This window comes from Moritella sp. JT01 (assembly GCF_001574435.1).
In the GTDB taxonomy this organism is placed as follows: Bacteria; Pseudomonadota; Gammaproteobacteria; order Enterobacterales; family Moritellaceae; genus Moritella.
Window position 1 is genome coordinate 494,460 of the sequence record NZ_LOCN01000007.1, and the last position, 13,536, is coordinate 507,995.

A 13,536-nucleotide genomic window follows, 5' to 3' on the forward strand; every position below is an offset into this window, starting at 1 on the left:
AAAACAATAAATAAACACAGTTAAAAATGTTTATAACATACCCGCTTGCTGACAGTAATTTACCGTAAACATTGTAAAAATGAGATCTGATCAACTGAAAATGTAGACTTAAGACGTATAATCAAAAGTAACTCCCAATAAGGATATAAGGAATTAAATATGCCATTTGTTAACATCAAACAATCATTCTCTGAGTGGCAAGAGCGCCTAAATACGCTTGCCAATAATTCAGGCTTACATTCAATCCTGATCATGGAGTCGAGACCCGACACAATGGAAGTTGTTGTTGCCAATGAACAGCCAATTTATAACGTGGGAGACTGTGGTCCGAAAAGTCGACAGCCAGGCTGCCACGAACTGTATTGCGAACGAGTTGTCGATACTGCACAACCGGTATTTATCCCAGATGCAAGTATTGATGATGAATGGAAAGGCAACGAAGATTTCGTGAAATTTAATCTTGGTGTTTATCTTGGCTTCCCACTGATGGCTCAAGGGGTTGTCGTTGGTACAATTTGTGCCCTAAACGATAAAACATTTGATTTTAACGAAGGTTCACCATCGGTATGCAGTGAGTTAGTGCAATTGAAAGCAGATATCGAATTAGCATTCTAATAAAGCTCAACGTTAGCAGCGTATATTATGTTGCTAACGTTCTTATTAACGCTAATTTTGCGTTGTTACTTACTGATATATAGCTGTTCGTCTGCATTTCATCACCTTTTCAATGACCAAACGTTTCATTAATTCGTTTACCATTATCTAAATCCAGATACACAACAGTACTTATGGTTCTTCAAAGCCGTTGCGTTAATCCTGCTAAAGACCATAGATATATTATTGATATAACTAACTTTATACTCCTTATTATGTAAAAAGGCATAAGCAAACTGTTCCTGATTTAAGCTAACTGCTATTTTTCGGTCAAAAAACAACTTAAACAACGCTAAATGATTAAATTCAATAGGTTTTTTTAGTAAGTGTGTAGTATGCTGCCTAATTCATAAATGAACAGCGCATTCAACACTTAAGATGAAAATAATTATCGTTACTGTTTGTTATTAAGCAATAAAGTTGAGATGACATTATGGATTTAATCCCCTCTCTATTACAACAAATGTGTGTTTACCTCGTGTTCGCTTACCTACTCAGCAAAACACCCATTTTCATGCCCCTATTAAATATATCCTCACGCTGGGAGCATAAGCTTAGCTGTTATTTATTATTTTCGATGTTTTGCATCATGGGCAGTTATTTTGGTTTGCAATACCAAGATGCAATAGCGAATACCCGAGCAATCGGCGCTGTAATGGGGGGGTTATTTGGTGGCCCTATTGTTGGATTAGCCGTCGGCATGACAGGCGGTATACATCGTTATTTTATGGGTGGTTTTACTGATCTCGCTTGTGCTATTTCGACATCCGTAGAAGGCTTGATTGGTGGTTTGTTACACGTATATCTGTTACGTAAAAATAAAATTAACGACCTATTTAAACCACACGTCATTTTTTTCATTACCTTGATTGCAGAACTAACACAGATGGCAATCTTACTCGTGGTCGCCAAACCTTACGATCAAGCACTAGCTCTGGTCAGTCAAATAGCACTGCCTATGATCACGACAAACACGATTGGTGCTGTCTTATTTATGAGTATTATCGAGGATAGAAAATCTATTTTTGAAAAGTATTCAACCGCATTTTCACAACGCGCATTAAGAATTGCAGATCGCAGTGTCGGCATTCTTAATCAAGGTCTTGATACTGAAAGTGCGAAAACCATAGCAAACATTATTTATGAAGAAACGAATGTCGGTGCAATAGCGATTACAGATAGGCACAATATTCTAGCATTTGTAGGTATTGGTGAGCGACATCATAAAGCGAATGTGCCCATTTCAGATTACACTCAACAAGCGATTAATGAAAACCGCATCGTAGACCTAAACAGCAGAAGTATCTACCAATGCCCTATTGATGACAAATGCCGATTAGGCTCAGCATTAATCTTGCCGTTACGTAATGGTGACAATGAGGTCGTAGGCACAATTAAATTATACGAACTACACCGAAAGCTACTGTCTAATATCAATATATCGATGGCAAAAGGGATCGCACAATTACTGTCGAGTCAGATATTACTTGGTCGCTATCAACAGCAGCAAACATTATTAACACAAGCTGAACTTAAATTATTACATGCTCAAGTTAACCCACACTTCTTATTTAATGCGCTAACAACAATTAGTGCTGTGACACGTCGTGATCCAGATAAAGCCAGGGCTTTGATCCAGCACCTGTCACAATTTTTCCGTAGTAACCTTAAACAGAACATTGAATCAGTAACCCTGCGTGAAGAGCTGTCTCACGTAAACGCTTATCTGACCATTGAACAAGCCCGATTAACGGATAGATTAACGGTCAATATTGATATAGACCCCGATTTAATGGATATAAGACTACCAAGTTTTACCCTACAACCCCTCATCGAAAATGCCATAAAGCACGGTATTTCAACTATGTTAGGAGCGGGTAAATTAGAGATATACAGTAAAAAAACAGCGACAGGGACGCTTATTTTTGTCACCGACAATGCGGGTACATTTGTCACAAAAAAAGAAGATTCAAAAGGTTTAGGACTGAAAATAGTAGATAAAAGACTGATTAATCATTTTAATGAAAGTTCAAGTTTACAAATTTCAAGCATAGCAAATAAGCTAACTCAGATATCATTTTTGCTACCGATAAGCACGATAACAATTAATAATAAGGAACACTAACTCATGCTTAATGCTATCGTCATTGACGACGAACAGTATGCTCGTGAAGAGTTAATCGAATTATTACATGAGACCAAACAGATTCGAGTAATTCAACAAGCAGAAAATGCAATCGAAGGCTTGCAACTCATTAACAAATTAAAGCCCGACATTATATTTTTAGATATTCAAATGCCACAGATTACGGGCATTAAAATGCTCTCGATGCTTCATCCTGACAATATGCCTAAAGTTGTGTTTTCAACAGCCTATGATCAATATGCTTTGCAGGCTTTTGAAGAGAACGCTTTTGATTATCTGCTTAAGCCTATCGATCCCGCGCGCTTACAAAAAACGGTAGACAGGTTAGTCAAGTCAACAACACCGCAGAACTACACTCCGATAGAGCATAAACAGTTGGCGCAAGTGCCTTGCACTGGTCACAACCGTATTCTCATTATAGCCACTGAAGACATTGAATTTGCATACAGCGGATTATCTGGTGTGTACATTAATACCGGCCAACAAGAAACAACGAGCCAATTAACATTGAAGGTACTAGAAGAAAAGACCCCCTTGATTCGTTGTCATCGTCAGTACCTTGTTAATCTAAAAGCAATTAAAGAGATCCAACTATTGGATAATAGTTTGGCTGAAATCGTGACGACAAGTGGTAAAACGTTACCTGTAAGCCGCCGTTACCTAAAACTATTAAAACAAAGCTTTGGTATTATATAAACATCCGGAATTCAACTGCAAAAAAATAGCCTTACCACCAAAGTGAGTAAGGCTATTTTATGCTAAAGACTGAATATAAAGAACATTACTTAATGTGTAGAAGCACTTCTTTCACCCCTGCCAGGCTGATTCTATATCCAATCTCCTTTGCATCCTTGTCAGCAACACTGCTGTACGAGTTTAGTTGATGGACGCAAGCCACCAAAAAAAATACAACAAACTCATATAGATCTCCTTATTTATATGGGCGTAATTTTAGTAAGATAGGGCGATATTAATAGTCTTGATTATGTCAGTGGTTGTATGGCGACTTAAGTGGTCGATGTTACCGGTAAAATTGGTCAATTATTGAAACTAATGGTTACATTGAATATTAAGTGGCAGACATAAAAAAAGCCCTTAGTCATATGACTAAGAGCTTAATGTACAATAAGACAAACGTTATTTAATTAAGTGACTCACACTATCAATTAAGCACAACATTTTTTGTATTTTTTACCACTGCCACATGAGCAAGGATCATTACGGTTAGGCGTTTTTTCGAATACAGTTGTTTTTGGCTTGTTTAACACACCGTCTAAATCACGGGTGTTTTCTTCTTTTTCTGCATTTACTTCAATGTTTGCAACTAATTTAGTGTCAGCTAAAATCACTTCAATTTCAGTTTTACGCTCTGCTGTTTGCACGGTCAAATTTAAAGGTGACTCGTCAGTCCCAAGCTTAATATCACGTTTAGTGCTATAGCCAGATTTAACGTGGTTTAATCTCGCGTCAATACGACCTTTGAAAAACATTTTAGACATCTACAGTTCCTAATTTTTAGATATTCTTAATTCAGTGGGCTCTTATACTATAAAAATGCCATGTTTTAAACAATAAGCCACTTAATTAATTAAAACCGCGTATAAACATAGTCTATATCGCTAAAGGTTTCGTTATTAATGCCGTTAACCAAGTTAATTAACGCATAATGTTAAACAATAATTATAATAATTCAAATTAAAGTGCGGATTATTACTTAAATCCAGCAACATTTTACATTTGAATTCCCTTATCGATAGGCCAGGACAATACCCGAATGAATTTCAGTCAATTTAGTATCAAGCAAAAACTGATCATTACTATGATTAGTGCCGTTATTACCGCGACCTTACTCGTCGGGTTCGTGAGTCAAAACCTAGCCAAAGAAGTCATTGAAACACGCTTAACCACTTCTGAACTGCCCGCTAAATTAATGCAGATCCGTAATGAAGTAGATAAAGAAATTTCAACATTACAACAAGCGGCTCAGCAGCTAGCTACAAACCGTTTTGTCCTTGAACGCCTACAAGATACAAAGGCACCAAATCAAGAAGTACAATTAATACAAACACTGAATGATATTAAAAACCAGTATCAACTCATCGACGCATCCATCGCAAACCGTATGGATGGTCAGTACTGGAACCAAAATGGCTTCTTACGCCAATTAAACCGCCAACAAGATAACTGGTTCTATGATTTTACCACCAGTAATAAGGCGCAGTCCGTTAGTATCTTTAAAGAACGTAGCGGCGAAACTAAACTCTTTATTAATTACCAACAGCTAAATGGCATTGCCATGGCAGGATTATCAAAATCACTCGACGACATGGTTAACTTTATTAACCAGTTCAAACTTGAGCAAAGCGGTTTTGTTTACCTTGTTGATGCCAAGGGTATGGTACGTCTACACAAGGACAATAGCCAAATTGGTAATGCAGATTTAAATCGCATCTATAACCGAGAAGTCGCAAGTACTTTGCTACAAACAAACGCGTTTAATATGAGTGAAGCGACGGTAGATGGACATGACACTATGATTGCCAGTAGTTATATCCCATCAATGGATTGGTATGTAATTGCCGAGTTACCCACCGAGGAAGCATTCGCCAGCTTAGCGCAAGCCAATAACAAGATCATGTTATGGACGTTTGTGATTGCCCTTGCTTTTACTTTCATCGCCATCTGGTTAGGTAACAATATTACACGTCCAATTCAACGTATCGCAGGTGTGTTTTCTGAACTTGGTAATGGTGACGGCGACCTGCGTCAACGTATTGAGATTCAAGGACACGATGAAATTGCACAATTGTCATTGGGCTTTAATAGTTTTATTACTAAGATCCACGATTCAATGAAAGAAGTCTCACGCACTGGTGAAGCGCTCCAGGAGGCTGCTGCAGAAGTGGCAAGCCAAGCGCAGATCACTTTAGATAATAGCCATGAACAACGAGACCGCACCTTTCTGGTCGTGACTGCAATTAATGAAATGGGCGCGACAGTTAACGAAATCGCCAATAACGCATCAGCGGCAGCCATTGAAGCCCAGAATGCAGAAGCTGAAACCCGAGATGGTCAACACGTGGTAACCCAAGCTAGTGATGTGATTAACCAGCTTGCAGGTGATGTGGACGAAGTCAGCCGAGTTATCGACTCATTAGCCAATAATACCCAGGCGATTGGTGGCATTTTAGAGGTGATAAGCAGCATTTCAGCGCAGACTAATCTACTGGCCCTTAACGCAGCGATCGAAGCGGCACGTGCGGGTGAACAAGGGCGTGGTTTTGCCGTGGTTGCAGACGAAGTACGTAATTTAGCCAGCCGTACCGATCAATCCACCAACGAAATTCAAATAATGATTGATAACTTACAAAATGAGGCCAGCAGCGCAGTAGCTGCTATGCTAAAAAGCCGTGAGTTAACCACACAGGGCACAATCGCGACAACTGATACCTCGACAGCATTAGTGTCTATTGGTGAGCGTATTGGCCACATTTCGGACATGAACACCCAAGTAGCAACGGCAACAGAAGAACAATCAACGGTAGTCAATGAAATCAACCAAAACATTGTTGAGATTAATGACATCACCCAATGCACTGCAGACACAGCAGAAGGCTTAGCGAAATCGAGTCATGCATTACGTGATCTTTCGATGCGCCTTGGTGATATGGTCGGTGTATTTAAGCTATAGAAAATTAGCCTAATTTAACTCTATTAAAAATACCGCTAACATAGCGTTATGCGGTATTTTATTCATTATCTATTATAAATTTGGCCATTAAATAACGTTAAGTGTCGCGATTAATTCCTTGTTACGCACTTCAATTGACTCTAGAACAGCTTTAATCATGGTTTGGGTTAAGTCATCTTTAAGTTTATATATTGGCATTTGATTAAGTACTGGATTTACCACTTGCTCTGCCATTTGGATCACTTGTGGTGTAAACAAGTCCGGCATGCCTTCAACCTTAACTTCACGTACCTTCATATTTGTTACGTAGAACGCAGATTTTTCTGAATTATAACTCAGAGACCCCGTTAGTCGCGTATGACCACGGTACTCTAATCCTGCCATTAATAATTTAATGTTTAATTGCAACTCAATTTCATTTTTGTCTTGCGCCAACTTTAACACAGGTTCAGTTACCTCTACCGTCAAAAATGAAGTTTCCTTCACTAATGGCATGACAGCCGAGACTTTCCCTTGCAGCACAGCCTCACTAAATTTAACCGTCAACGCCTGTACGGGTAATGCAAATGTGCACATTAATAACACGGTAATAATTAACTTATTCATACACATTTTCATTATTTAACGCTCTCTAGTTCGGTACTATTATCTACTTTGGTATTATTCTGCACTTCGCCACTAAAACCAACCCGATTATCGCCGACTGAATAAGCGACAATTTGGCTAAGTTCTTGAAGACTGTAACCCGATTCCAGTCGCCATTGGTTAAAGGTATTTTGGATCGTGGCTAAACTACGTTTGGTCATGAGCCCACCATCGATGAGTTGATGCCCACGAAAATAAGCTTCAACATCGCTGCTCAAAATAAACGTATCTTTACCTAATCGACGCAATGCATACGGGCCGGTATTACCACCTAAACGACTACCGTGTTTTTTCATATATTGCCACAAACCCACAATATCATCGGCTGGCCATTGTGCTAACCATTTCGCAATAGAGCCATATTCGTCACAAATATCTTTGAGCCACAGCGCGTTATCACGTACTGTTTTTACCTTGGTATAGTTACGAATGATTTTAGTATCAGCCGCTTTACGCTCTAACATATCATCAGGCATTAAGATCAGCTTATCGATATCGAAGCCCCAGAACACCTCTTCAAATCCGGCCCACTTAATTTCAATAATCCGCCAAACAAACCCTGATTTGAAAATGGCACGGGTAAACTCAGCCAGTACATCTCTGTTAGGCACAGTAACAAGCTCATCGTTTGTCAATGGTTGCGATAATAAATACGCTAACGCCTGTTCCCCACCCTTACGTTCAGTAGCTCGGAGATATATTTTGTCGAATGATTCCATGAGTGTTTATAACCTGTATCAATATATCCCTGTAGTTTATCGCAATTTTGATCTGGCCAGCAACGCTAAAAATAAATTACTTTCATTTACTGCTTAACTTTAAATAAAACAATCAGTAAAGCGCTCGCCCCTAGCACTGTGATCGTAACCGTCCACAAGCCATTATATTCTAAGCTGGCGGCACAAGCAGCTACTATGCGGTCACCATGCGGCCAAAGAATCGCTCAATGAATTTTGGATAAACTTGGCTAGGGCAGCGACAGAGTACATCATATTTTGAATTTGAGCTGAGTCAAAGTTACAACACCTAAAACACGAAAGATTGTGATCGTCAATATACAATTAGAGGTATTTATCTAATTAAAGGTGATCAAATAGACATAATGACTTAATTCCGTATTGTATAGGGTTATATTACAGCTAATTGAAATGATATATTTACCTGGCGTAAGGTGTTGATTACACAATCAAATCAGCACCCACAATGCTCAATTATTATTTATTTAAAGGAAACATTATGTCATTGAATACACAAACTGCAGCTTATGTTGATAATTCTGATTATGAAATTCGTCCAACTCAAGCTATACATGAATTACTAAAATTGGCCACAGGTAAAGTAGAACATACTTCTTCTGATACTTCGTTAGTATTATCAACAGAAGCGATAATTTCAATTCAAACTTATGCGAACAGTGGTGCATCATTACCGATAAACCTTGCTCAAGTTAAGCAATTTTTAGGTGACTATGAATGTGATATCGCTGGGTTAACGAATGTTGAATTGCTCGCCTCATATATTGCAATTCGTGATAATGGTCAATTGTGGAATCCGATTAAAGCGGATCTATTATCAACAGCTGCAGATCTTGATAGTTTTGCTGACACGATGAATTATAAGGGTGATAAGATACTTGGCTTCTTATCTGTCATGGTTGAAAAATATTATACGGGGGATTTAGATATAGATGCGATCTCCTCTGAGCAACTACTTGATGAAGATTTTGTTGCAGAATTTATGAAAAACTTTAATGGTGATGCCGATGCTGTCGGAGAAGATGCAGCCCATCTCGCCATGTCAGCTAAACTAATCCAAACGCTGACCAAAGAAGCTACAACATATTACGATAGAAGTATCAAATTACTAGATAAGATCTTAAGTTTTCAAGATGGCATAGAAAGCAATTATGATGATGTAAAACATAAAGAATCTACCTGTGATCAACTTGATTTAGATCAGGAATTAGAGGACTTAAAAGTAGAACGTAGAGAAATAAAAGCAAGAATTCAAACATTAAAAGCAGATTATGATTATAACGTAGGACTCGCATTCAGCGGTATTGTTGGTGGTGTGATTGGTATTGCTATTACGGGTGGCATATTTGGTGCTAAAGCAGAAGTTCTCCGTAAACAAATGAACAATAAAAAAGCCGAATTAGATAAAAAAGATAAAGACATAGAAAGTTTAAGTCGCATGCTTAACGCAGTGACTGCAATTGATGGTCAACTTGAAGGTGTTACAGCTACCATATTACAAGCTGAAAAAGGTGCTAATCAATTAGTTAAATCTTGGAAGATAATTGTTAATCTATTGGAAAAATCTCACACAGGTTGTGAAGCTATTGTTACTTCTGCAGATTTATGTGATTACTGGATGGCATTTGATGATGTTGTCCATCCTTGGGCTGATGTTCAAGGGAATGCTCAAATTATTGTTGATCAAATTAACAAGGCGCTAGATACAATTAAAATTGCTCAAAAAGAGCAAGATAATTTATTACAAATTCAAGATTCTTCACTTTCTATTGAGCCTAAAGTTGATATTTTAAAATTGAATAAAATCGCCGAGCAAATTAGAGATAACAATAACGAGCTTGTGAGTTCTGGTGATTATTTAGTGTATCTCGACATTTGTAGAAGGATTTCAGATGATGCAACGACTGCAAAATCAGATACTGAAACGTCTATTCTAGCGGTTGAAAGTAAAACAAATATAACCGATAGTAGTATGTCTCACCTTAATAATCTCATCCTTCGTAAGTTAAAAGAGTTGGAAACAGAAACAGATCCAGAACAGATTGAAAATATTAATGTAACGATTAACAGCTTCAGAAAGAAATTTATTAACAAGCTCAATCCGATACTTAATGATATTAACAAGTACGCTGAAGGACACACTGATTCAGTTAATAACATTATGTTTTTTGAGTTTAAAAATGAATTAACAGATGAGCAAAAAGAACTTGAATCTAAAATTACATTTGTAAATGAAACAATTGATAAACGTAACTCAGAAATTGCGGATACCACAAAGAAAATTAAGGAATTAGACAAAGCAAGAGAGCTATTGCGTCAATATAATGTTTTTGATTTCTTTGCCGATGCGATCCCAAGTCTTGATCAAATAACTGACTTTGTAGAAATACCAGTACCGGAACTGCAAGCGATAGCGGTAAAGTTCGATATATTATCTAGCCTAGCTGATGAAGTTGGGAGAGGGTTTAGCTATGACCTAATGGTTGACGCTAGTCAGTTTTTAAATGATGAGCGTGATGTTCTAAATGCTGAACGAGCAGAACTAAAAGATAAAAAAAGGAAATATGAGCATAATTTATTTACAATTAACATCGTAATAGCGATTGATAAGAACCGTTCCCCATTATGTGTTGAATTGACCAATCTGGCCGATTGTTATACTAATTTTGTCAAATCAGTAAATGATCTTGAAAATGAAGATCGTCACTTTAATCGTGTCCTTGAATTATTCATACTTATGTCTAGCTATATGGGTGAGCTGGAAGCCGGTGTAGATTCAATTAACAGTCGTTTACGTACCCCTATCACTAATTCTGTTCATCATTTTTCTAGTATTAAGGGGATGAGCGAACATGGCGTAATAAAACTGAATAACGTTAATATTACATCAGTGACTGAGCTGCTTAAAGCCGGAGGACAACCTAAAGGTAGAAAACAAATAGCCCATGCATCTGGTATTGATGAAAGTACAATTTTAAATTGGCTGAATCGTGCTGATTTAGGTAGGGTCACTGGTATTGATGCACATTATGCTGATTTACTGGAAGTCTCTGGCGTTGATACTGTACCAGAGCTTGCTCAGCGAAATGCCGAAAATTTAGTGAAAAAATTAACCGAAGTAAATAATGAAAAGAACCTTGTGAGCCATCTCCCTTCAAAAACAACGGTGAGTCAATGGATTCAAGAAGCATCAAAATTACCAAAAGCACTTCACTATTAATTAAATTATAACTTAATAATAACAACTATAGCTCCCTTTCAAAATGAAGGGGAGCCTTATTAATAAGGTTAAGTTTATGCACCCTACATTAGAAAAAAATACAGCCTTAACTGTGGACCAAATTTTCACATCCGCTGATTTAATTAATATAAAGAAATATGTCCGTTATTCTGTTCTGGCACCTGATAATTTAAAAAAAACAATTTATTTTCTAGGTTATAGTAGTACCGAGATAGATATTTTATCTCCAGAAAGTTTTTATGATCTTTTTATGGATGTAAATAACAATGGCCGAGATTGGAATTCATCTATTGAAGGTAGTTTTAAAGATTGTATCTCTGAAATGAATAAAATTTATAATAAGCATTATGGATTATTAAAATCGGCACTTAAAGAACTTGAAGAATTACTCGAAAATAGTAACAAGCTGGTTGGCACCACAGCCGTAACATCCTATTTATCAAACATTGAACCAGATCTGACGAATATTCATAACATAATCTTTAACGCTTGGTATGATATTAGTTACGCTACAGCTGAAAATGATTCAGCAGCTAGTAGGCTGACTATGTTTAAGGATATTATTGACAAGACTAGGCTAGTTATTCGAAAAAAGATGGATTACATTCAATATTTACAGGAGGAATCAGTTCGTTCTACGTTGAATCAATTAAATGATGATTTTAATTTTATGTTGAATTTTTCTCTTAATGCAGAAAAGTCAGCAACAAACTTGTGGGCGCAGTGGCTTACAATCTCAGAAAATATGGACAGTGCACGACGAGCATCAAGTAGTATTAATACACACTCTGATCTTGTCGATTTATATATTTGTTTGTTAGATGTTGTCCATAAGCTAGAGTCAGCGAATGAGATAAATAGCTATATGAAAGGTTGTTTTGATCAAGCAGAAATAGAGTATAGCTATAATTACCCATGTGGATTTGTACCTTTAGGTGATTATCTTGCTAGTAGCCAGGCTGTGCAAGTGGACTTAATTGGGGAATGTAAGAATCAGCAGGGTAGATGGACTCCTTTTAATCTAGATTTAACAATGCAAGATCCAGTTAAAACCGAACTACTCTACAAAAACGGAGAGTTAGAACTAGAAAATAATTATCCTATTATTAGAGGGTATTGTTATTTTCCAGGAGGTAACTACGCTGAGCACAGCCGAAATGTGAGAGTTATATTAAATGCAAAATGCATGACTACGCAGGGTTCATATAGAGATAGCAGTTTAGAACTTACATATGACTTATATCTCAATGTTAAGAATGTGAATGGTGTTTTAACGCGCTATTAGCGTAAATGCAAAAGTATTAAGATAAGGCTGAGATAGCAATGGAACCGTAAGCTCTCGCCTGCTAAGGCTATTCTCAGACTTTTTCGATCAAGCAACCATAAAGCTACATCATAAACATAACAACGGGTTCGAGGTTAAGCCTGAATGATAATACAACATTGCTCAGGTTTAATTTGTCTTCCTCGGCGGCTGTCCAGTGGTAGCCCGCACTGATTGTGACGGCCGAGTTAACATGGTATTTAACCCCCACTTTAAATTTCGTCGCGTTATAAATGGATTGGATAGCATCCACTTCATGATCGAGGTTCACAAGGTCATATGATACATTAAAGTCGATTTCATACTCAGGTGACGTCGAATACGTTACACCCAATACTGGTGACGTTAATATTGCAATGGTTTTATCTTTATCTTGCCCTTCAATCCTTGCGACTAAAGCACTAATACCAAGATTAACTGAACCATATATCTCCGCATATTCATGAACCCTAAATGTCTTTGACAAACCAACCGCAATATCCGTTGATTTAGCCGATGCATCGCTGACTTCTGATATGTCACTTTTTTTATCAATGAATGTTTTAAAATGTACATCTTCCAACATTTCATTTTCTGTATTCAACGTCCATGTGTCTTCTGCATAGCTCAATTCAATATTACTATGGTAGAAAGACTCCGCGGCAGCCAATGGGCTTAAAAAAACTAAGCTCGCCGCAGATAAAACAGATTTAATCGACATCAATGTCTACTCATCTCTTCATTAAGGTATAACCTTATTATCGACAGGCAGAACAATTACTCCAGTTAAAATTACAAAAAACACGCAACTTAATGAAAAGTAAGGCGCGTTTGTTATCAAAATGCTATTTATGCCAGCGTTTAAAGAGCAGTGATGTATTGATACCACCAAAGGCGAAGTTATTAGTCATCACAACATCAGTTATTAGGCGACAATTAGCTTGTCCGGTCGTATTGCCTCATTAAAAAAACATACTACATTTAAAGATTTGTTACCGCATATGAAAGTAAGAATCAAATGACATAACAGGCTAGAAGCTCCTTTAGTAGTATGATGTTTCCTACTGATTGAGTTCACTTTCCGTAAGCGTCTGGCCAACC

General features: G+C 37.4%; 10 protein-coding genes. 6 read left to right on the forward strand and 4 right to left on the reverse strand.

Features of this window, described 5'->3' with window-relative positions:
- Positions 1–159 precede the first annotated feature (159 nt).
- The 3 genes from AKG98_RS08835 to btsR all read left to right on the forward strand — a co-directional run bounded on the left by AKG98_RS08835 (position 160) and on the right by btsR (position 3,496).
- Positions 160–615 (forward strand): GAF domain-containing protein, encoded by a 456-nt coding sequence (locus AKG98_RS08835; protein ID WP_067044385.1) that lies wholly within the window; start codon positions 160–162, stop codon positions 613–615.
- Positions 616–1,087: 472 nt separating this feature from the next.
- Positions 1,088–2,779, forward strand: coding sequence for a sensor histidine kinase (locus AKG98_RS08840; RefSeq protein ID WP_067044388.1), 1,692 nt, complete (start codon positions 1,088–1,090; stop codon positions 2,777–2,779).
- Between the two features lie 3 nt (positions 2,780–2,782).
- Positions 2,783–3,496 (forward strand): two-component system response regulator BtsR, encoded by a 714-nt coding sequence (btsR, locus tag AKG98_RS08845; protein ID WP_067044391.1) that lies wholly within the window; start codon positions 2,783–2,785, stop codon positions 3,494–3,496.
- Between the two features lie 470 nt (positions 3,497–3,966).
- Here btsR and AKG98_RS08850 read toward each other — a convergent pair whose 3' ends face one another.
- Positions 3,967–4,299 (reverse strand): PBPRA1643 family SWIM/SEC-C metal-binding motif protein, encoded by a 333-nt coding sequence (locus AKG98_RS08850; RefSeq protein WP_067044394.1) that lies wholly within the window; start codon positions 4,297–4,299, stop codon positions 3,967–3,969.
- 275 nt (positions 4,300–4,574) lie between these two features.
- Here AKG98_RS08850 and AKG98_RS08855 point away from each other — a divergent pair, with 275 nt between their 5' ends.
- Complete coding sequence (locus tag AKG98_RS08855) at positions 4,575–6,491, forward strand: methyl-accepting chemotaxis protein (RefSeq protein ID WP_067044397.1); 1,917 nt, start codon at positions 4,575–4,577, stop codon at positions 6,489–6,491.
- Between the two features lie 87 nt (positions 6,492–6,578).
- Here the strand turns inward: AKG98_RS08855 and AKG98_RS08860 are convergent, their stop codons facing one another.
- Complete coding sequence (locus AKG98_RS08860) at positions 6,579–7,097, reverse strand: DUF1439 domain-containing protein (protein WP_228140258.1); 519 nt, start codon at positions 7,095–7,097, stop codon at positions 6,579–6,581.
- An 11-nt stretch (positions 7,098–7,108) separates the two neighbouring features.
- On the reverse strand, positions 7,109–7,855 hold the full coding sequence (locus tag AKG98_RS08865) for a DNA-3-methyladenine glycosylase I (protein ID WP_067044403.1): 747 nt from the start codon (positions 7,853–7,855) through the stop codon (positions 7,109–7,111).
- Positions 7,856–8,372: 517 nt separating this feature from the next.
- Here AKG98_RS08865 and AKG98_RS22220 point away from each other — a divergent pair.
- Together AKG98_RS22220 and AKG98_RS08875 are read left to right on the forward strand one after the other, a co-directional pair.
- On the forward strand, positions 8,373–11,111 hold the full coding sequence (locus AKG98_RS22220) for an alpha-xenorhabdolysin family binary toxin subunit A (RefSeq protein ID WP_198155463.1): 2,739 nt from the start codon (positions 8,373–8,375) through the stop codon (positions 11,109–11,111).
- Between the two features lie 76 nt (positions 11,112–11,187).
- Positions 11,188–12,417, forward strand: coding sequence for a hypothetical protein (locus AKG98_RS08875; protein ID WP_067044405.1), 1,230 nt, complete (start codon positions 11,188–11,190; stop codon positions 12,415–12,417).
- Between the two features lie 103 nt (positions 12,418–12,520).
- Here AKG98_RS08875 and AKG98_RS08880 read toward each other — a convergent pair whose 3' ends face one another.
- Positions 12,521–13,156 carry an outer membrane beta-barrel protein gene (locus tag AKG98_RS08880; RefSeq protein WP_067044407.1) on the reverse strand — a complete coding sequence of 212 codons (636 nt, stop codon included), beginning with the start codon at positions 13,154–13,156 and terminating at the stop codon, positions 12,521–12,523.
- Positions 13,157–13,536 lie beyond the last annotated feature (380 nt).